Genomic DNA, 19,807 nt, shown 5'->3' with positions numbered 1-19,807 from the left:
CCGGTACCGGCCGCCGTCGCGCCTAGGGTCCCTGCCTGTGGCACACACCTTCGAAGAACTCGTGGAGAAGAAGCGCGCGGCGGACGCGGCACACACGAAGGTCCTGGAACTCCGGGACACCTACGGACCGCCCGCGCACGAACCCTGGGCCGACCCCCAGACCGAGACGTACGAGACGGCCTGGCGTGCCTGGCGCGACCTCGCCCGCGACGCGCAGTCCGCGATCGGCGAGTACGCGAAGGACGAGGGCCGCCCGCGCCCGGAGGTCGAGGAGGAGGTGGCCGCCGCGGCGGGCGGGGCCCCGCCGCCGTCGGCGACCGGTGCCGCGTAGCCCGGCCCCCGCCGCCCGGCCGCTGAACTGGGCGTCGCCCCGTGGATGTTGTCTTGGTCAAGCGCGTCGATAGCCCTTGGAATCGCGAGGTTCACCGCTAGGGTGAACGGATGAAGGCTCTCGTTCTCTCTGGCGGGGCCGGTACGCGCCTGAGGCCGATCACCCATACGTCGGCCAAGCAGCTCGTCCCCGTCGCCAACAAGGCAGTCCTCTTCTACGGCCTGGAGTCCATCGCCGCGGCCGGCATCACCGAGGTCGGGATAATCGTCGGTGACACGGCCGCCGAGATCGAGGAAGCCGTCGGCGACGGGTCGGCGTTCGGCCTGGACATCACATACATCCCGCAGGAGAAGCCGCTCGGGCTCGCCCACGCGGTGCTCATCGCCCGCGAGTACCTGGGCGACGACGACTTCGTCATGTACCTCGGGGACAACTTCATCGTCGGCGGCATCACCGAACTCGTCGACGCCTTCCGGGAGAAGCGGCCCGACGCGCAGATCCTGCTCACCCGCGTCCCCGACCCCAGAGCCTTCGGCGTGGCCGAACTCGACGCGGCCGGACAGGTGGTCGGCCTGGAGGAGAAGCCCGAGCACCCCAAGAGCGACCTCGCCCTCGTCGGCGTGTACCTCTTCACCCCGGCCATCCACGACGCGGTCCGCGCCGTCGAGCCGTCCTGGCGCGGCGAGCTGGAGATCACCCACGCCATCCAGCACCTGATCGACGTCCGCGCCGACGTCCGCTCCACGACCATCACGGGCTACTGGAAGGACACCGGCAACGTCGAGGACATGCTGGAGGTCAACCGCATGGTCCTGGAGGGCCTCGACGCCCGCGTCGACGGCGAGGTGGACGAGAGTTCGGAGACCGTGGGCCGTGTCGTCGTCGAGGCCGGCGCGCGCGTCGTCAACTCGCGGATCGTCGGCCCCGTCGTCATCGGCGCGGGGTCCGTCGTCACCGACTCCTACGTCGGCCCGTTCACCTCGGTGGCCGAGAACTGCGACATCGTCGACAGCGAGCTGGAGTTCTCCATCGTGCTGCGCGAGTCCTCGATCCACGGCGTGGGCCGCATCGAGTCCTCCCTGATCGGACGGCATGTCGAGGTGACCCCCGCCCCCGACGTCCCCAGCGCCCACCGACTCGTCCTCGGAGACCACAGCAAGGTGCAGATCCGTTCATGAACCTCCTCGTCACCGGCGCCGCCGGGTTCATCGGTTCCCGTTACGTCCGCATGCTCCTCGACGCCCCCGACGCGCCCCGGATCGTCGTGCTGGACAAGCTCACCTACGCCGGAACCCTCGACAACCTCGACCTCGACCACCCGGGCCTGGAGTTCGTCCAGGGCGACATCTGCGACACCGAACTCGTCGACAAGCTGGTCGGCGGGGCCGACCAGGTCGTGCACTTCGCCGCCGAGTCCCACGTGGACCGGTCCATCGCCGGCGCGGGCGACTTCGTGCGCACCAACGTGGTGGGCACCCAGACACTGCTGGACGCCGCGCTGCGCCACCGCGTCGGCCCGTTCGTGCACGTCTCCACCGACGAGGTGTACGGCTCCATCGCGTCCGGCTCGTGGCCCGAGACCCACCCGCTCGCCCCCAACTCGCCCTACAGCGCGTCCAAGGCGTCCTCCGACCTGCTCGCCCTGGCCTACCACCGCACCCACGGCCTGGACGTCCGCGTCACGCGCTGCTCCAACAACTACGGGCCGCACCAGTTCCCCGAGAAGGTGATCCCGCTCTTCATCACCAACCTCCTCGACGGCAGGAAGGTCCCGCTGTACGGCGAGGGCCTCAACGTCCGCGACTGGCTGCACGTCGAGGACCACTGCCGGGGCGTCGACCTGGTCCGCGCCAAGGGCCGGGCCGGCGAGGTCTACAACATCGGCGGCGGCACCGAGCTGAGCAACCGCGAACTGACCGGGCTGCTCCTGGAGGCGTGCGGCGCCGGCTGGGACCGCGTCGAACAGGTCGCCGACCGCAAGGGCCACGACCTGCGGTACTCCGTGGACTGGCGCAAGGCGCACAGCGAGCTCGGCTACAGCCCGCGCCACGACTTCACCACCGGCCTCGCCGAGACCGTCGCCTGGTACCGCGACCACCGCTCCTGGTGGGAACCCCTCAAGCGCCGCGTGGCCGCGAACGAGACCCGGGAGGGCGCGTGAGGTGGCTGGTCACCGGCGCGAACGGCATGCTCGGCCGTGACGTCGTCGACGAACTCACCTCCCGGGGCGAGCAGTTGACCGCCCTGGACCGCGCCGGCCTCGACATCGCCTCCGCCGCGTCCGTGGCGGAGGCCGTCGCCGGCCACCGCCCCGACGTCGTCGTCAACTGCGCCGCGTACACCGCCGTCGACGACGCCGAGACCGACGAGGAACGCGCGCTGCTCGTCAACGGCGAGGGCCCCCGGCTGCTCGCCCGCGCCTGCGCCGCGCACGGGGCACGGCTCCTCCACGTCTCCACCGACTACGTCTTCTCCGGCGACGCCGGCACCCCGTACCCGGAGGACGCGCCCACCGCGCCGCGCACCGCGTACGGCCGCACCAAGCTCGCCGGTGAACACGCGGTCCTCGCCGAACTCCCGGGCGCCGCCGCCGTCGTACGCACCGCGTGGCTCTACGGCGTGCACGGCCGCAGCTTCGTGCGCACCATGAGCGAGCTGGAGGCACGCCGCGACACCCTCGACGTCGTCGACGACCAGCGCGGCCAGCCCACCTGGAGTGCCGACCTCGCCGCCCGCCTCGTCGAGCTCGGTCCCCTGGTGGGCCCCGACGGCGCCCACGGCGTCTACCACGCCACCGCGTCCGGCGAGGCCACCTGGTACGACCTGGCCCGCGAGGTGTTCCGGCTGATCGGCGCCGATCCCGAACGGGTCCGCCCCACCACGAGCGAGGCGTTCACCCGCCCCGCACCCCGACCGGCGTACAGCGTCCTCGCGCACGGCCGGTGGCAGGAACTCGGTCTGCCGCCGCTGCGCGACTGGCGCTCCGCGCTGCACGAAGCACTGCCCTTTGTCCGCAAGGTGTCCTGCTAGGAGTCGTCCGTCGTGAAACGCCATGAGTTCCTGCGCGAACTGCACAAGGTTTCCGCCAACCGCAACTACCTGGAGATCGGGGTCAACGACGGCCGCAGTCTCGCCCTGTCGCGCGTGCCCAGTGTCGCGATCGACCCGGCGTTCAAGGTCGTCACCGAGATCCGGTGCGACGTCCACCTCGTGAAGGCGACCAGCGACGCCTTCTTCGAGCGCAAGAACCCGCTCGTCCACCTGCGCAGCGGCCGCAACCCGCTGCGCAACATCGCCCGCAACCGCAGCCCGATCGGGCACTGGCGCCGGCCGGTGCTGGACCTCGCGTTCATCGACGGCATGCACCTGTTCGAGTTCGCGCTGCGGGACTTCATCAACATCGAGAAGTACGCGGACTGGGCGAGCGTCATCGTCTTCGACGACATGCTGCCGCGCAGCGTGGACGAGGCGGCCCGCGACCGGCACACCGACGCGTGGACCGGTGACGTCTACAAGGTCATCGAGATCCTCAACCGCTACCGCCCCGACCTGGTGACCGTCCTCGTCGACACCCAGCCCACCGGACAGCTCGTGATCTTCGGCGCCGACCCGACGAGCACCGTGCTCACCGACAAGTACGACGAGATCATGGCCGAGTTCGAGGTGCCCGACCCGCAGAAGGTGCCCGAGGGCCTCCTGGAGCGGGTGCAGGCGGTCACCCCGGAGAAGCTGGTCGAGGCCGGCTTCTGGGCGCCCCTCACCCGCGCCCGCAACCGCGGCACCAAGCGCTCGCGCGGCTGGGAGCCGCTGCGCAAGGCCCTGGAGCCGTTCGCCTCCAACCGCTGAGCCCGCCGAACCCGCGGACCGCGCGCGGCCGTCAGCCTTCCGGCAGGCGGTCGCGCAGGCCCGCGCGGTAGGCCGTGCACCGGGCGTACGAGGGCAGCAGGCCCGACCGCTCGGCCTCCGTGAGGGAGGGGGCCTCGGCGTCCTTCGCGGAGAGCACCGGCTCGATGTCCCGCGGCCAGGCGATCGCCAGGTCCGGGTCGAGCGGGTCGATGCCGTGCTCGCGGCCGGGCGCGTACCCCGTCGAGCACAGGTAGACGACGGTGGCGTCGTCGGTCAGCGCCATGAACGCGTGCCCGAGGCCCTCCGAGAGGAACACCGCGTGCCGCGTGTCGTCGTCGAGCCGCACGGCTTCCCACCGGCCGAACCCCGGTGACCCGACACGCAGGTCCACCACCACGTCGAGGACGGCGCCCCGGACGCAGGTGACGTACTTGGCCTGGCCCGGCGGCACGTCGGCGAAGTGCACGCCGCGCAGCACACCGCGCCGCGACACCGAGCAGTTGGCCTGCGCCAGGGTCAGGTCGTACCCGGTGGCCCCGCGGAACTCCTCACCCCTGAACCACTCGTGGAAGCTTCCCCGGTCGTCCGGGAACACCTTGGGCTCCAACACCCAGGCGCCTTCTACGTCCAGTGCGCGCACGCCGTCACGTCCTCCGTGCTCGAATCGGAACTGCCTTGCTCCCCCCGCCCGTTGGGCTACCGCCCCAGGGCCGAGCGCAGCGTGCGCCGCAGTTTGCGCACCACCCGCCGTGCCAGGCCGGGCCGTTGGGGCCCGCCAGCGGCGGGCGCCGGAGGCCGTACCGCCCGTACGCCCGAGGCCGTGACCCGCAGCGCGGGCGTCAGGGCGTGGCGGCGCCGGCCGGGCGCGTCGGGCACCAGGCACACCGAGGCGCGCCAGGTGGCGCCCTTGAGCCGTTCGAGGGGCAGTTCCGCGGTGAGCGTCGCGCGTCCCGCGGCGCCCTCGCCCGTCCCGTCGCCCGGGGACAGCGTCGCCGGCACGTCGACCGGCGGCACCCCCGGCCCGGTCAGCCGCAGTTCGACCGGCGTCGCGGCGGCCACGTGCAGCGGCAGCGGGACGCGGAGCACGGGTCCGTCGCCGCGGATGTCCTCCGGGGCGACCGCGGCGATGCCGAGGCGCTTGCCCGCCCGGTCCACGTCCAGCGAGAAGTTGTGGTGCTCGTTGGTCCAGTACGGCAGCACGACCCGGCCGCCGACGACCCCCGCGTGCGGCTCGGGGCGGTCCGGGCCCGCGTCCGGGCCCAGCCGGCAGTCCTTGGTCCAACTCCCCAGTCCCACACGGACGTACGTGTCCCACAGCCCCGCGCCGAGCGGGGCGCCGCCCGCCGCGGTCGCCGGGTCGATGTCCGCGGTGACGTGCAGCACGAGCCGGACCCGGCCGTCCTCGCCCGACGGCACCGTCTCGCGCTCGACCGTGACCGGCTGGAAGTACTGGGCGGAGGTGGAGCGTTCGCGCACGAGGAGGTCGGCGGTGGCCTGGCCGAAGCGCGCGACGGCGTCGGCGTCCAGCCACGCGTTGGCACCCTCCAGGTCCTCGGGGGTGCCGTCCGGGGCCTTCGCGTGCTCGGAGAACGTCAGCGGCGTGTCCGCGTGCAGGTACTCGACGTCGAAGGTGACGCGCACCGCCTCGCCCGCCCAGGCGACGCCCGTGGGACGCGCGGCGGGGGCGATGGCGGCCTGCCGTTCGGCGAACGCCAGCAGGTCGTCGTAGCGGTCGGCGCGCACCAGGGCGGCGACGATCCGCTGGGCGGGCCGCAGCCCGGCGTCGACACCGGGGCCGAACCGCTCCAGGACCACCCCGCGGATCTCGTCGTACAGCTCGCGGCGGTACTCGTCGGGGATCGTGCGCATGCGCCGGCCGCTCAGCCGTTCGACCATCTCCACGCGCAGCCAGCGGCGGAACAGCCGGTCCCGCAGGGGGCCCGGTTCCGTGTACCGCTCGACGACGTCGAGGGCCTCGCGCAGGTTCTTGAAGTAGCCGACCGGGTCGAAGCGCTGGAAACCGGCGTTGGAGCCGTCGTCGCGCCGGATGTGGTAGTAGCACACGTAGTCGCTGAGGACGGAGACGTTGTCCGCGCGCAGGTACGCCTCCGTGACGAAGACGTGGTCCTCCAGCCGCCGCCTGCCCTCGGGGAAGCGCAGTCCGGTGCGCTCCAGGAACGCGCGGCGCACCATCTTGTGCGGGGTGAGGCTGTCGATCAGCGGCGCGTTCTCGACGTTCGCGTGCGGGCGGTTGACGCGGAACAGCTCCACCGGGACGCCGCGGCCCTTGCCCGCCATCTTGCCGACGACCACGTCCGCCTCGTTCGCGACGCCGTAGTCGTACATCCGCTCGAGGGCCTCGTCGCCGAGGTAGTCGTCGTTGTCGACGAACATGACGAACTCGCCCTTGGACGTGTCGATGCCGACGTTGCGCGGCTTGCCCGACCACCCGGAATTCTCCTGGTGGACGACCTGGATGTGGGCGTGTTCGGCGGCCAGTTCGTCGAGCCGGGCGGGTGTGTCGTCGGTGGAGCCGTCGTCGACGAAAATGACCTCGAACTCGTCGGGGGGCAGCGACTGCCGCAGCATCGAACCGACGCAGTCCTCGATGTACGGCCCCGGGTTGTAGACGGGGATGATGACGCTGACCTTGACCGGCATCCGGCTCGTGGCCCCCTCGGATCGTTAGCCGCTCTGCTCCTGGCACGGTGTTCGTGGCGTGATGCTATCCGGCTCGGCCGCCCGTTCTGTGTCCGACGTGTTCCCAGGGGAACGCGTCGTCAGTGGCCTTGGTTCCCGGGCCGGTCCGCGCCCGGGGCGCGGCGCGGACGGACCCGTCGGGTCCGCTTGCGGCGGTGCCCTCCGGTTCCCGACGTGCGGGTCAGGCCGTCTTCCTGACAAGGGAGACGAGGGAACGGTCGGGAGCGCTGGCCAGGAGCAGCAGCGCGGAGCCGGCGAGCATGAAGAGGGCCAGTCCGTGCAGGCCGCCCGTGTCGGCGCGGTGGTGGTAGAAGCCCGCGTTGGCGGCGGAGGCGGCCAGTGCGCCGAGGTACATGAAGGTGCGCAGCAGACCGGCGGCGGAGGCGATGCGGGCGGGTTCCGCCTGACGGTAGAGGGCGTTCTGGTTGGCGAGCCCGATCAGGCCCTGCGGCAGCCCCATGACGACACCGGCGGCGAGCAGCAGCCACACCGAGCTCGCCGAGCCGACCGTCAGCAGCACCAGGCACCCCACGATCTGGACGGCGGCGCCGACGACGAGCTTGCCGCGGATCGCCTCCCGCCGTCCGGTCAGCGAGGACACGGTGAGCGCGCTGACCGACAGCGGAAGCAGCACGAGACCGGCCGTGGACGCGCTGAGCCCGCGCCCCTCCTCCAGCCACTGCGTGTAGCCGTACATGAAGGCGTACGAGGTGGTGTAGCCGAGGAACTGGCGCACGTACGTCGCCAGGAGCGGCTTGTTGCCGCCGAGGACGCGCAGGTCCACGAAGGGCGCGGGCACGCGCAGCTCACGGGCGGCGAAGCCGGCCGCCGCGAGCGCGCAGACCGCCAGCAGGTAGAGGTCGTCGACGCCCGGCTCCATCAGGAAGAGCATCAGCGCGCCCAGCATCACGGTGAACAGGCCCATGCCCGGCAGGTCGAGGCCCTGTCCGGCGGCGGCGGACCGGGTACGGGTGCGCGGCAGACGCAGCGCGCCCAGCACCAGGCAGGCGGCGGACAGCGGGACGTTGACGGTGAACACCGCGCGCCAGCCGCCGACCCCGATGAGGAAGCCGCCGAGGGCCGGGCCCACCACGGACACCGTCTGGTTGGCGATCGCGAGCGCGGTGAGCACGCCCGCCGGGCTGTCCTGGCCGGTGCGCTCTGCCTCGCTGCGGGTGAGCTGCATGGACGCGGGGTACGCGGCGGAGGTGCCGAAGCCGAGCAGGACGCGCGCGGCGATCAGGAAGCCCAGCGACGGCGCGAGCGCGCCCAGCACACCCGCGACACCGACCATGCCGGTGCCGATCAGGTAGAGGCGGCGCGGCCCGTACATGTCGACGAGCCGCCCGATCACGGGCTGGCCGATCGCGGTGGCGAGGTAGAGCGCGGAGACCAGCCAGACGGTCTCGGAGGGGGGCGCCCCGAAGGCGATGCCGATCGGGACCAGGGCGACCGCGATCATCGAGGAGTTGATCGGGTTCAGTACCGAACCCAGGATCATCGGCGCGATCAGCCTGCGGTTGAACGAGGTGGGGGAGGGGGCGGGCGCTCCGGCCGTGCGCGGCCGGGTGGGTGCGGGCTTCGGTATCACTGCTGTGTCAGTGGCTCCATCGGGGTCGGTGCGGTGAGCGTGGGGGAGCCCTGCCGCTCGGTGACCATGCCCGTCACCGTAAAACATGTACAGCGAAACTGTCTAGTTTGCACTCAACAGTTTCGCTGCGTATTCACCGCTTGCCCGATGCCGCGCCGTGGTACGGCGCCGTGCTGCCGCGTCGTGAAGCCCCGCTTACTCCGGGAGCGGCCGGCCGGCGGTCAGCTGCCGCGGGTTCACCGGCGCGTCCGGCCTCGGGCCACCGCGCGGGCCGTGCCCGACGCCCGGGACAGCAGGCGGGGGCGCGCGGCGCGCAGCACGGAGCGCAGCACGCGGCAGGGCAGCCCCGCGGGCGCCGCCGGGGTCGGCCCGGGGTGCCGGGGGGCGCGGCGTGCCGCCGTGGAGACCGTCCAGGTCATCCGTGCCGACGCCGAGAACCGGACCCGTCCGGCGGCCCGGCCCATCACGCGTCCCCCGGCGGGACCGGGCCCGTGCGCACCGGGACCGGTGGGGCTCCGTCGTGCTCGGTGCGCGCCGCCGTCGCGTTGTCTGCCGCCAAACTCATGTCGGCCTCCCGGGAGGACCGCGGCCCGTCGAGGGGGAGCGGGCCGCGGCGGACCTCCCTTCGAGGCTCCCCCGCCCCGCCGGACGCGGCAAGCGCAGGCCCCGGTTTCCGCCTGACGGGTGAGCGGAACGGTCCGCCCGTGACCGCCGGGCACCCCCCGCCGTTGCTGAGGGCATGTTCTCAACACGACGAATCGTCGCCGCCGTTGGTCTCGCCGCGTCCGTCACGGCCCTCGCCGCGCCGATGGCGAGCGCCGAGACGCAGGGCCAGGACGCCGCCAAGCTCAACCCGGTCACCGCGCTCGACACCATCGCCTCGACCGGCCTCCCCGCCGACCGCCAGGGCGAACTCCCGCGGATCTCCGACCAGTTGTCCGGCCTGAACCACCTCAACGACCTGAACCAGCTCCACCAGCTCACCGACCTGGCCGCCCCCGTCACCGGTCTCCTGCCCGGCATCCAGGCCTGACCCCGGCCCCGGCCCGGTACTGACCGGCGCGCTCCCGCGTGCCCGGCGTACCGCGGCGGCCTCCACGGCCCCCGTGCCGGTGGCCCTCCGGACCCGCGCGGCCACCCGCCGTGACGGACGGAAGGCCCCGGCCGGGGGCCGTCGCGATGCCCCGGGCCGCGGGCCGCCGGGCCCGGCACACCCCCGACCTGTGCCCTTGCCGTCCGGCAGCACGTAGGGTCGGGAGTCCGAGACCGACCGACACAAGGATGGAGCGCCATGGCGCAGGAAGTACGCGGCGTGATCGCGCCGGGCAAGAACGAACCGGTGCGGGTCGAGACGATCGTCGTGCCGGACCCCGGTCCGGGAGAAGCCGTCGTACAGGTCCAGGCCTGCGGCGTCTGTCACACCGACCTGCACTACAAGCAGGGCGGGATCAACGACGACTTCCCCTTCCTGCTGGGCCACGAGGCCGCCGGTGTCGTGGAGTCGGTGGGCGAGGGCGTCACGGACGTCGCGCCCGGTGACTTCGTGATCCTCAACTGGCGTGCCGTGTGCGGCGATTGCCGGGCCTGTCGACGCGGCCGCCCCTGGTACTGCTTCAACACCCACAACGCCGCGCAGAAGATGACCCTCGCCGCCACCGGCCAGGAGCTCTCCCCGGCGCTGGGCATCGGCGCGTTCGCCGAGAAGACCCTGGTCGCGGCCGGCCAGTGCACCAAGGTCGATCCCGCGGTCTCCCCGGCCGTCGCCGGTCTGCTGGGCTGCGGCGTGATGGCCGGCATCGGTGCCGCGATCAACACCGGGAACGTGGGCCGCGGTGACACCGTCGCCGTCATCGGCTGCGGCGGCGTCGGTGACGCGGCCGTCGCGGGAGCCAACCTGGCCGGGGCGGCAAAGATCATCGCGGTCGACATCGACGACCGCAAGCTCGCCACCGCCCGCAAGATGGGCGCCACGCACACGGTCAACTCCAAGGAGCACGACCCGGTCGAGGCGATCCGCGAGCTCACCGGCGGCTTCGGCGCCGACGTCGTCATCGAGGCGGTCGGCCGGCCCGAGACCTACAAGCAGGCCTTCTACGCCCGCGACCTGGCCGGCACCGTCGTCCTGGTCGGTGTGCCCACGCCGGAGATGAAGCTCGAACTCCCGCTCCTCGACGTCTTCGGGCGCGGCGGCTCGCTCAAGTCCTCCTGGTACGGCGACTGCCTGCCCTCGCGCGACTTCCCGATGCTCGTCGACCTGCACCTCCAGGGCCGCCTGGACCTCGGCGCGTTCGTGACCGAGACCATCCAACTCGACCAGATCGAGCAGGCCTTCGAGCGCATGCACGACGGTGACGTCCTGCGCTCGGTGGTGGTCTTCTGATGGCCGCGCGCATCGAACGCCTCGTCACCTCCGGGCAGTTCAGCCTCGACGGCGGCACCTGGGACGTCGAGAACAACGTGTGGATCGTCGGCGACGACCACGAGGCGATCGTCATCGACGCCGCGCACGACGCCGCAGCCATCGCGGAGGCCGTCGGCGACCGGCGGCTCACCGCCATCGTGTGCACGCACGCGCACAACGACCACATCGACGCGGCCCCGGAACTCGCCGAGCGCACCGGCGCCACCATCTGGCTGCACCCCGACGACCTGCCGCTGTGGAAGCAGACCCACCCCGTCCGCGAACCCGACGCGTGGCTCACGGACGGCCAGGTCGTCGAGGCGGCCGGTGCGGACCTCACGGTGCTGCACACCCCCGGACACGCGCCGGGCGCGGTCTGCCTGCACGACCCCGGCCTCGGCGTGGTCTTCACCGGCGACACCCTCTTCCAGGGCGGCCCCGGGGCCACCGGGCGGTCGTACTCCGACTTCCCGACGATCGTCAGCTCCGTCCGGGACCGGCTGCTCACGCTGCCGCCCGGCACCAAGGTCCTTACGGGACACGGCGATCCGACCACCATCGGCGACGAGGCCCCGCACCTCGACGAGTGGATCGCGCGCGGACACTGAGGACACCGCCCGGCGGGGACACGTGTGTCCCCGCCGGGCGTCCCGGTGCCCACCGACCCCTGCCCCGTTGATCGTTCCGGCAGTAGGTTCGGACCATGACGGACACGGAACGCTTTCAGGGGCACGGAGTTCTCATCACCGGCGCGGCCCGCGGCATCGGCGCGGCCACCGCCCGCCGTCTCGCCGCGGAGGGGGCGTCGGTCCTCGTCACCGACATCGACCTTCCCGCCGCCGAGGACACGGCGGCGAAACTGCGCGAACGGGGCGGCACCGCCGAGGCGTTCGCCTGCGACGTCGCCGACCGGGCGTCCGTCGAGGCGGCCGTCGCCCGCGCCGTCGAGCGGTTCGGCTCGCTCGACGTGCTCGTGAACAACGCGTACGGATGCACCCCCGACACCCCGCTCTTCGAGGACGGCACGGACGAGGTGTGGACCCGTGACCTCGACCTCACGCTGAACGGCGCCTACCGCTGCTGCCGCGCCGCGCTCCCGCACCTGGTGGGCTCCGGCCGCGGCGTGATCGTCACCATCGGCTCCGTCAACGGTCTCCAGGACTTCGGCAACCACGCCTACAGCGCGGCCAAGGCCGGGCTCGGCTCCCTCACCCGCACCCTCGCCGGACACGCGGGGCCGCGCGGGGTGCGGGCCAACCTCGTGATGCCCGGCACCGTGCGCAGCGGCGCCTGGCGCGGACGGGAGGCGCAGCTCGACGCGGTCAGCGGGCTGTACCCCCTCGGCCGGGTCGGCGAACCGGAGGACATCGCCTCCGCGGTCGCCTTCCTCGCCTCGCGCGACGCCGCCTGGATCACCGGCACCACCCTGGTCGTCGACGGCGGACTCACCGCCGTCAACACCGGTTTCCGGCGGGCGGTGACGGAGAGCGAGACGGTGTGAGCACGGCCGCCGGCGGCGTGACCCCGCTCACCCGCGTCGCGTCCCGGCGCCCCGTCAACACCCCCGCGAAAACCCCGCCGACCAGCCAACTCGCGGGTGAACTGCCTTCTGTACGGGGACAGATGGACGTGACGAGCGACACGGTCTGAAATGTCCGTATAGCCAGCCATTACTCACATCGCCTTCACGGCCCCGGTCGTATGCTTCACGCCATGTCCACCACTCCTGAGCCCGCCACCGAGCGATCGGCTGCCGAGGTCAACGAGGAGATCCGGGCCCTGTGGCTGCGGTCGGGCGGGATACTGAGCGGCGAGCAGCGCGCGGAGTACCAGCGGCTCGTCCTGGAGTGGGCCGCCGTAGGCCCGCACCCCGTCCGGGCGGCCTGAGAACCACCTTTTCGGGCCCGGCTCCTCGCCGTCCCCGTGCGGCACGTCAGCTCCACAGCGTCGAGTACGACCGCCGGTAGGACCGGCGGTCCCGCTCGTCGCGGATCCAGCGCGCCGCCACCAGCGCGACCAGACTCCCGCCGGCCACCAGCAGCCCGGGGCCGATGTTGCGGCGGTGCGCCAGCCGGGACGCCAGCGCCGCGGCGTCGTCGCCCGAGCGCGGCAGCGAGAGGCCGGTCGACCTGTCCCCGGTGGCTGCGGCGCCCGCCGTGGCCGTGGCGGACGCCGCAGGTGATGCCGTCGCGGCGCCGTCGGAGGTGCCCTTCGCCGCCACGACGAGATGGACCCCGAGCGCGGTCAGCGCGTCACCGACCGGCTGGAAGAACGTCGTCCCGCCCTTGGCGCAGTCCCCGTTGCCGCCGGACGTCACCCCGAGCGCGGTGCCGCCCGCGAACAACGGCCCGCCGCTGTCGCCCGGTTCGGCGCACACCGACGTCTGGATCAGACCGGTGACCGTGCCCTCCGGGTAGTTGACGGTCGCGCCGACCGCGGTCACCCGGCCGGTGCGCAGTCCGCTCGTGCTGCCGCTGCGGGACACCCGCTGCCCGACGGTCGCCTCGCCCGTGCCGGTGATCGTCACGCTTCCGCCCTTCCCGGTGGCCACCGTGTCCGTCGATGCCCTCCCGTTCGCGTACCGGACCAGCGAGAAGTCCTTGCCGGGGAAGGTCCGCGCGACGGTGCGGCCGAGTTGCCGGGTGCCGTCCGCCTCGGTGAACCACAGGGAGCCGACCGGGCCGCAGTGCCCCGCCGTCAGGACGAAGTCGGCCTGCCCGTTGGTGACGTTGAAGCCCGCCGAGCAGCGTCCCGCGGTCGACAGGATCGGCTCTGCGCCGTCCACCAGCGGGGTGAACGACCCGGCGGTGCGCTCCATGCGGACGAAGCTGCCGGCGGCGCGGGCGACCGAGCCGAGGCGGGACCAGTCGGCGGCGGAGACGGACCCGTCGGCCAGGACCACGACCTCGTTGGCGGGGTAGTCCAGCGACCACGCGGTGCCGGCGACGCGGGGCGCGGCGGCGAGGGCGGCCGTGGCCGCCGTGAGGTCCTGGGTGCTGTGGCTCACCCGCTCGGCACGCAGGCCCGCCCGCCGGACCGTGTCCGCCGCCTTCGTGTCGGTCACCGCGACCACCGTGCGCCCGTCCGAACCGGTCCAGGTGCCCGCGGTACGGGCGGCGCCCAGCCGCTGCACCACGGCCGCCCCGGAGTCGGCGGGGGCCGAGCGCACGGTCGCCGTCCCCGCGGCCGGCTCGCCCGCCGCCGCGCGGGTGACCATCACGCCCCCGAGGATCAGCCCGCCCGCGGCGGCCAGCCGTACCGTCCGCCGGACGACCCGTCGTCGCGCGTGCCCCATGCCTGCCTCCCGACCCGGACGGCGCGCGGGCCGTCCGTGGCGCCGCGCTGCGGATCCCGCCGGACGGCGGCCGCCGCCCCTCCATACGGGGCGCGGCGCACCGGCGTTCAGCGGCCGGGCGGCCGGTGTCAGGACCAGGGGCGGAACGGCTCGTCCACCAACTGGAAGACCGGCTCGCCGCGTACGGGGTCCTTGGCGGTGGACAGCCGCACCCGGTCCCCGCTGTGGATGGCGACCGGCGGGCCCATCACCCTGCCGCGCACGACGAAGCCCTCGGACATCTCGATCAGCGAGACGTTGCGCGCGGAGGGGGTGTTGCGGTGCACCACCGAGGTCCGGTGGACGACGCCGGTGCCGTCACTGCGTTCCGTACGCAGCTCGCTGCCGCGGCAGACGGGGCAGATCACCCGGTGGTACATGGCCGTCGCGCACCAGGTGCACCGCTGGTAGACGATGGCCTCCGCGTCGGGGGCCTCGGTGAGAAGGGCGCCCGGGGAGCCGGTCGTTGCTGGAGTGGCGTTCGCCGAGTAGTGGTACACGCTGGTCAACTCCCTTTGCCCGGCGGGTTGTCCACGTGCGCGGTCGCCCCGTGCACAGGCGTGCCCGATGCGCCGTTACCCCGAGCACCGGCCCAGACTATGGCACTCAGTGTCACCCGTAAAGGCACTGCGTACCCTCAGTTGGGGCGGGATGCGGCGCCGCACGGCACCCGCCGGTGCGCCAACTCGCGTCCGCGCGAAGGGGATCGGGGCGACGGCTCAGCCGCGGCCGAGAGCGGTCTCGATCTCCCGCACCACCTGCCACAGCGGTGCCCCGCGCCGCGAGACGACGACCACGACGTCCTCGGCGCCGCCGTCCTGGGCGGCGGCGGCCCGCGCGGCGCTGCCCGCGGCGGCGGGTGCGGCGGGCGCGGGGGCGTCCGTCGCGGGGACGCCGGCCGGGGCGCGGTCCGCGAAGACCGACCCCACGTGGGCCAGGGCCCGGTCGACGGCCGCGTGCGCGTCGACGGAACCACCCGAACGCAGCCAGGACCGCAGGGCGTTGTTGTGCGCGGCGACGACCGCGGCGGCGATCACGTCGGCCCGCAGCGTGCCGTCGCCGAGTCCGGCGAAGCGGCCGCGCAAGTACTGGGCCAGGGCGCGCTCGTAGCGCCACACCACCGACAACTCGTAGGCGCGCAGGCCCGGTACCTCCTTGGTGAGGCGGTAGCGCTGCACCGAGAAGTCCGGGTTCTCGGCGTACATCCGCAGCACCGTCCGCGCCGCGTCGCACACGTGCCCCACCGGCTCCTCCGCGCCCGAGCCGCCCGCGAGGAACGCCGTCATGTCGGCGAGGCACCGCTCGTGGTCGGGGAAGACCACGTCCTCCTTCGAGGGGAAGTACCGGAAGAACGAGCGCCGGCCGACCCCCGCGAGCGTGACGATGTCGTCGACCGTCGTCTGCTCGTAGCCCCGTTCGAGGAACAACCGGAAGGCGGCCGCGATCAGCGCCTCCCGCATGGGCGGCTTCGAGGCCGGCGGATCCGTCTTATCGATGCGCCGGACCGCCGGGGAGCTGGAACTCATGGCGCGAACGTAACACCCTGTGCGTAGTGGTGGCACTCGGTGCGCGGTGGAGGGGTACTGAGTGCAGCCGGCCCGGTGCCGCCCGGCGGTCAGCGGGGTGCGTGGTGTTCGGACAGGGCCTGGGTGACCGCCCGCACGCTGCGCGCGATGTGCTGGAGTTGCAGGACCTCGGCCGCGTACAGCTTGATCGTGTGCTCGATGACCGACTCCGGGATGCCGAGCCGGGGCAGGTCGGCGCGGGCCGTCTGGAGCGCGGTGCGGGCCACCCGGATCTCCTGCTGCACCTGGATCTGCGCGTGCCGGGCCAGCAGTACGGGGTGACGCAGGAGCACCGGGTAGCCGCCGTAGCGGGACGGCACCAGGTCGCGCAGCCAGCGGGCCGCGGAACGTTCCCAGTCGTAGCTGCCGGGTGCCTTGACCTGGCACGGCCAGTCGGGGCTGAGGTGCGTGGTCCGAAGCATGGGCATCGCTTCCGGCGGAGGTGCGGACTTTGCCCGCCGAGGGGCGGTTCCGTGAGCCACGAGAAGTATTTATATATGCCAACTCCTTTGCAAGCCGTATGAAAACATTCATACGGCCGCTCCGGGCCCCTCAGTCCTTCAGGAAGAACCGGTACTCGTCGGCGACCTGTTCGTACTCCTCCAGGCGTGCCTGGGTGCGCTCGGGATCCGCGTCCGTCATCGCCTGGAGCAGCGCCGCGCACATCACGCCCGAGGCGGCGTACGAGTCGAAGACCAGCCGGGAACCGGTCCCGGTGGCGAAGGTGACGTCGGCCTCGTCGGCGACCGGGCCGAGCGCCAGGTCGGTGATCAGGGCCACCTTGAGCCCCGCGGTCCGCGCGACCCGGACCGCCGTCAGCGTCTCCTGGGCGTGCCGGGGCATCGAGAACGCCAGCACCCAGGTGCCGCCCGCCTCCCGCGACTGGAGGAGCGAGTCGTAGGCGACGCTGCCGCCGCGGGTCACCAGCCGGACGTCGGGGTGGATGCGGCGGGCCGCGTAGGCGAAGTACTCGGCGAGCGACACCGCGATGCGCAGGCCGAGCACGGTCAGCGGCGTCGACCGCGACAGTTCGCGGCCGGTGTCGATGATCCGGCCCGGGTCGGCGAAGTCGCGGCGCAGGTTCTCCAGGTTCTCCAACTCCGCGTCCACCGCCGCCTGGAGCTCGTTGCCGCCGCTCTCCTCGGCGGCGCCGGGACCGCCGGCCATCCGGCTGCGCGCGACGGACTGGAGCCGCTCGCGCAGCGCGGGGTAACCGCCGAACCCCACCGCCGCGGCGAACCGGGTCACCGACGGCTGGCTCACGCCCACCCGGTCCGCGAGTTCCGTGATCGACAGGAAGGCGGCCTCGCCGATGTTCTCGATCAGGTACTGGGCGATGCGGCGCTGGCCGGGGGAGAGGCGGCGGCCGTCGAACAGGGTGCGGAGGCGGGACGCCGTCGAGCCCTCGGGCGGCGGACCGGCCTGACCCGAGGTGATCGCGGACGCCTGCGCCCGAGCCTGTTGCGGCGACGGCACCGGCGGGTCTCCTTTGTCTCGCACGGGGGTCAAGATAGCCCACCCTCCGCCGTGACCAGCGCTTGTGCGCCGGTTCCGCCCGGCCCGGACGGGATGCCGCGCGAGGGGCCGCGCGCGGGGGACGGATACACCGGCGCGGACGGGGAACCCGCCGTCAGCACCCCGGCGAAACGTGCGGGGCGGACATGTTCGGCGGCGCCCAGGCGCGGCCGAGGAGCAGGCGGCGCGCGGTGGACGGCGACCGGAACAGCGGGCGCCGGGACGGACGACCAACCCCTACGCATGACGGCAGGTGACATCGATGAGCGCGATCAGCGCCCTGGAACAGGCCATGGAGAGCCGGTGGGAGGCACTCTGGGCTCGGATCTCGGACAAGGGGCCGGTCGAACTCCTCGACGCCCTGCGGCGCGAGTGCGACGACAACGCCGTCGTGTGCAGCGGGTCGCGCACCGTGGTGCCCAACGCCTACGACGTCGAACTCGCCGACGCCGTGCACGACGAGCTGACGCGCCGGGGCAGCCGCAGCCGCGTCGGGCAGGCCATCGCCGACAGCCTGCTCAAGCACGCCGAGCGGCGCGGCTACGAGTGGGCGGGACCGCTCGCCGTGCACGTCACGCGTTCCAGCGATGTGCCCAACGGCCGCTACCGGGTGGCCAGCAGCGTCATGCGCAACGTACGGGCGAGCGGCTTCCAGTACGCCGCGAGCTGACCGGGACCCGCACGCGCACCCGGCTCCCGTGCGGGTGGCCGTGCCCGCGGACGGCGGTCACCTGCGGTAGACCGTGATCGAGTGGCCCACGTCGTCCACGGGCCGGCTGGTGCGCAGCAGCAGCGCCAGCCGGCCGGTCGCCCTGGCGGCGGCCGAGTCCGAGACGGCGAGCAGCCCGTGCACCGTGTCCGGCGGCACAGCGCGCGGATCGGCGGCCCGGATGCCGTACCGGGCGGGGACGCCGCTGCCCTTGTACACCAGCCAGACCCGCTCGCCCGGGTACCGCTCGCGCAGCCGGTCGGCGAGGCGGCCGAGGTCCTGGCCCCAGTCCACGTTCGAGTCGTGCAGCCGCAGATGGGTCGCCGCCGGGCCGCCGAACGCCTCGTTGGAGTACGGCAGGTAGTAGGGGTGGGCGCGCACGGAGCTGACCGCGGCGAAGGCGACCAGCGCTCCCGTCGCCGCGAACGCCCACCGTCGGCGGGTGTCCCGGAACGCCCTGCGGACCAGGACCGGCACGCACCCCGCCGCCACGGCGAGCAGCATCGGCACGAGCACCGCGTACCGGGTGCCGAAGTCCCGTGCGGAGTCCATCACGAAGGCCGTCAGCACCGCGGCGGGGAGCAGCACGTAGAGCGCGGCCGGCCGCAGCCCGCGCACCGCGAGCAGCGCTCCCGTGCCGGCCGCCCAGAGGACCAGCGTGCCCAGCGGCGTCTTCACCGCGAACGCGGCAGGCAGGTAGTACCAGAGCGGCCCGGTGTGCACCCGCCCGAACAGGAAGGTCTGCCACGGCCTGGCCTCCAGCCCGAACTGGATCAGCAGTCCGTCCCGGTACGGCCGGGGGAAGGGCAGCAGACCGGCCAGCCGGACCCGCAGTCCGTGCGGACGGCCGACCTCGGGCGGGAGGGCCCAGCGCAGCCGCGGATCGACCGCCAGGTAGGACACCCAGACCACGGCGACGGCCGTCACGAGGACGACGAGCACCGCGCAGACCGCCCGCGCGAGAGGCGTACGGAGCCGGCCGGGCACGGGCTCGGGGCCGGGGCGGCCCGGCGGGCGGTGCCGTCCGTACGCGGCGCGCACCGACAGCACGGCGAGCGGCACCAGCACCGCGACCGCCGGCAGGGTGCTCGCCCGGGTCGCGCACGCCGCGCCCAACGCGGCCCCGGCGAGCGGCAGATACCGCCAGGGCCGGATCCTGGCCCGCCACAGCAGCCACACGGACGTCAGCACGAAACCGGCGGCGGGTACGTCGAGGGTCGCCAGGGAACCGTGCGCCACGACGTCCGGCGAGAAGGTGTACAACGCCAGCGCGGTCAACCCGCCGACCGCGCCCGCCAGTTCACGGGCGAACGCGAACACCGCCAGCCCGAACAGCAGGGTGAGCGCGATCACCGGCAGCCGCGCCCAGAGCATCAGCCGCCACGGGTCGTTGCCCGACTCGTACAGCAGGTGCCGTCCCACCGCCCCCTCGTCACCGGTGAAGGACGTGTCGAGGTGCGGACGCGCGAGCGCCACCCCCGCCCCGATGAACAGCTTGCCCAGCGGCGGGTGTTCGGGGTTGTAGCGCAGGCTGTGCTCCCGGACGTACACGGCGGCCGCACCCACGTACACGGGCTCGTCGATGGTCGGCGTCTCCTGCGCGGCGCACGTCACCAGCGCGACGGCCATCTGCGCGAGCAGCACCGTCACGAGCAGCGGCAGCACCAACCGGCGCGTGCGCGGGGACGGTTGGGACAGCCGCCGGACGGGGCCCCCGGTGGCGCGGGCGCCCCCGCCGGTCTCCGTCCCCGCGTCGCGTGCCGTTCGTGTGCCTGTTTCGCGCGTCATCGACCGCTCCGCGGAGACCCGGCCTCC

General features: G+C 73.3%; 21 protein-coding genes. 12 read left to right on the top strand and 9 right to left on the bottom strand.

Annotated features, from left to right (window positions below; all coding sequences use genetic code 11):
• Nucleotides 1-37: 37 nt before the first annotated feature.
• The 5 genes from ACFZA0_RS08675 to ACFZA0_RS08655 all read left to right on the top strand — a co-directional run bounded on the left by ACFZA0_RS08675 (nt 38) and on the right by ACFZA0_RS08655 (nt 4,177).
• Nucleotides 38-331 carry a hypothetical protein gene (locus tag ACFZA0_RS08675; RefSeq protein WP_391013293.1) on the top strand — a complete coding sequence of 98 codons (294 nt, stop codon included), beginning with the start codon at nt 38-40 and terminating at the stop codon, nt 329-331.
• 110 nt (nt 332-441) lie between these two features.
• Nucleotides 442-1,509 carry a glucose-1-phosphate thymidylyltransferase gene (locus ACFZA0_RS08670; RefSeq protein WP_391013291.1) on the top strand — a complete coding sequence of 356 codons (1,068 nt, stop codon included), beginning with the start codon at nt 442-444 and terminating at the stop codon, nt 1,507-1,509.
• Nucleotides 1,506-2,492: a dTDP-glucose 4,6-dehydratase gene (gene rfbB / locus ACFZA0_RS08665; RefSeq protein ID WP_391013289.1), complete on the top strand. Its 987-nt coding sequence runs from the start codon at nt 1,506-1,508 to the stop codon at nt 2,490-2,492. The genes ACFZA0_RS08670 and rfbB overlap by 4 nt, the downstream gene beginning before the upstream one ends.
• Nucleotides 2,489-3,361: a dTDP-4-dehydrorhamnose reductase gene (gene rfbD, locus ACFZA0_RS08660; RefSeq protein ID WP_391013287.1), complete on the top strand. Its 873-nt coding sequence runs from the start codon at nt 2,489-2,491 to the stop codon at nt 3,359-3,361. The genes rfbB and rfbD overlap by 4 nt, the downstream gene beginning before the upstream one ends.
• A 12-nt stretch (nt 3,362-3,373) precedes the next feature.
• A complete protein-coding gene (locus tag ACFZA0_RS08655; protein WP_391013285.1) occupies nt 3,374-4,177 on the top strand; it encodes a class I SAM-dependent methyltransferase in 804 nt (267 codons plus the stop codon).
• A 31-nt stretch (nt 4,178-4,208) separates the two neighbouring features.
• On the opposite strand, the gene rfbC is transcribed toward ACFZA0_RS08655, so the two are convergent.
• From rfbC to ACFZA0_RS08640, 3 genes are all read right to left on the bottom strand, one after another.
• Entirely contained in the window at nt 4,209-4,817 is a 609-nt protein-coding gene (gene rfbC, locus ACFZA0_RS08650) for a dTDP-4-dehydrorhamnose 3,5-epimerase (RefSeq protein ID WP_391013283.1), read from the bottom strand.
• A 56-nt stretch (nt 4,818-4,873) separates the two neighbouring features.
• Nucleotides 4,874-6,838: a glycosyltransferase gene (locus ACFZA0_RS08645; RefSeq protein WP_391013281.1), complete on the bottom strand. Its 1,965-nt coding sequence runs from the start codon at nt 6,836-6,838 to the stop codon at nt 4,874-4,876.
• Nucleotides 6,839-7,058: 220 nt separating this feature from the next.
• Nucleotides 7,059-8,465, bottom strand: a complete 1,407-nt coding sequence (locus ACFZA0_RS08640) for an MFS transporter (RefSeq protein ID WP_391013566.1) — start codon at nt 8,463-8,465, stop codon at nt 7,059-7,061.
• 742 nt (nt 8,466-9,207) lie between these two features.
• On the opposite strand from ACFZA0_RS08640, the gene ACFZA0_RS08635 reads away from it, so the two are divergent.
• From ACFZA0_RS08635 to ACFZA0_RS08610, 6 genes are all read left to right on the top strand, one after another.
• On the top strand, nt 9,208-9,501 hold the full coding sequence (locus tag ACFZA0_RS08635; RefSeq protein WP_391013280.1) for a hypothetical protein: 294 nt from the start codon (nt 9,208-9,210) through the stop codon (nt 9,499-9,501).
• 258 nt (nt 9,502-9,759) lie between these two features.
• Nucleotides 9,760-10,848 (top strand): S-(hydroxymethyl)mycothiol dehydrogenase, encoded by a 1,089-nt coding sequence (locus ACFZA0_RS08630; protein WP_391013278.1) that lies wholly within the window; start codon nt 9,760-9,762, stop codon nt 10,846-10,848.
• Nucleotides 10,848-11,477 carry an MBL fold metallo-hydrolase gene (locus tag ACFZA0_RS08625; protein ID WP_391013277.1) on the top strand — a complete coding sequence of 210 codons (630 nt, stop codon included), beginning with the start codon at nt 10,848-10,850 and terminating at the stop codon, nt 11,475-11,477. The genes ACFZA0_RS08630 and ACFZA0_RS08625 overlap by 1 nt, the downstream gene beginning before the upstream one ends.
• Nucleotides 11,478-11,572: 95 nt before the next feature.
• Complete coding sequence (locus ACFZA0_RS08620; protein WP_391013276.1) at nt 11,573-12,370, top strand: glucose 1-dehydrogenase; 798 nt, start codon at nt 11,573-11,575, stop codon at nt 12,368-12,370.
• Nucleotides 12,367-12,519 carry a hypothetical protein gene (locus tag ACFZA0_RS08615; protein ID WP_391013274.1) on the top strand — a complete coding sequence of 51 codons (153 nt, stop codon included), beginning with the start codon at nt 12,367-12,369 and terminating at the stop codon, nt 12,517-12,519. The genes ACFZA0_RS08620 and ACFZA0_RS08615 overlap by 4 nt, the downstream gene beginning before the upstream one ends.
• A gap of 51 nt (nt 12,520-12,570) precedes the next feature.
• On the top strand, nt 12,571-12,756 hold the full coding sequence (locus tag ACFZA0_RS08610) for a hypothetical protein (RefSeq protein ID WP_391013272.1): 186 nt from the start codon (nt 12,571-12,573) through the stop codon (nt 12,754-12,756).
• A gap of 46 nt (nt 12,757-12,802) precedes the next feature.
• Here ACFZA0_RS08610 and ACFZA0_RS08605 read toward each other — a convergent pair whose 3' ends face one another.
• From ACFZA0_RS08605 to ACFZA0_RS08585, 5 genes are all read right to left on the bottom strand, one after another.
• A complete protein-coding gene (locus tag ACFZA0_RS08605) occupies nt 12,803-14,164 on the bottom strand; it encodes a trypsin-like serine protease (RefSeq protein ID WP_391013270.1) in 1,362 nt (453 codons plus the stop codon).
• 128 nt (nt 14,165-14,292) lie between these two features.
• Nucleotides 14,293-14,703, bottom strand: coding sequence for a zinc ribbon domain-containing protein (locus ACFZA0_RS08600; RefSeq protein ID WP_391013268.1), 411 nt, complete (start codon nt 14,701-14,703; stop codon nt 14,293-14,295).
• A 219-nt stretch (nt 14,704-14,922) separates the two neighbouring features.
• On the bottom strand, nt 14,923-15,729 hold the full coding sequence (locus ACFZA0_RS08595; RefSeq protein WP_391013267.1) for a TetR family transcriptional regulator: 807 nt from the start codon (nt 15,727-15,729) through the stop codon (nt 14,923-14,925).
• A gap of 89 nt (nt 15,730-15,818) precedes the next feature.
• Complete coding sequence (locus ACFZA0_RS08590; protein ID WP_391013265.1) at nt 15,819-16,190, bottom strand: hypothetical protein; 372 nt, start codon at nt 16,188-16,190, stop codon at nt 15,819-15,821.
• A gap of 130 nt (nt 16,191-16,320) precedes the next feature.
• Entirely contained in the window at nt 16,321-17,244 is a 924-nt protein-coding gene (locus ACFZA0_RS08585; RefSeq protein ID WP_391013564.1) for an SIS domain-containing protein, read from the bottom strand.
• 301 nt (nt 17,245-17,545) lie between these two features.
• On the opposite strand from ACFZA0_RS08585, the gene ACFZA0_RS08580 reads away from it, so the two are divergent.
• Nucleotides 17,546-17,953 carry an FhaA domain-containing protein gene (locus ACFZA0_RS08580; protein WP_391013263.1) on the top strand — a complete coding sequence of 136 codons (408 nt, stop codon included), beginning with the start codon at nt 17,546-17,548 and terminating at the stop codon, nt 17,951-17,953.
• Between the two features lie 57 nt (nt 17,954-18,010).
• On the opposite strand, the gene ACFZA0_RS08575 is transcribed toward ACFZA0_RS08580, so the two are convergent.
• Nucleotides 18,011-19,780, bottom strand: coding sequence for a glycosyltransferase family 39 protein (locus tag ACFZA0_RS08575; protein WP_391013261.1), 1,770 nt, complete (start codon nt 19,778-19,780; stop codon nt 18,011-18,013).
• Between the last annotated feature and the right edge of the window lie 27 nt (nt 19,781-19,807).

The organism is Streptomyces sp. NPDC008150, from assembly GCF_042956945.1.
Lineage (GTDB): Bacteria > Actinomycetota > Actinomycetes > Streptomycetales > Streptomycetaceae > Streptomyces.
Note: the sequence above shows the minus strand (reverse complement) of the source record. Positions and strands in the feature narration are given on the sequence as shown.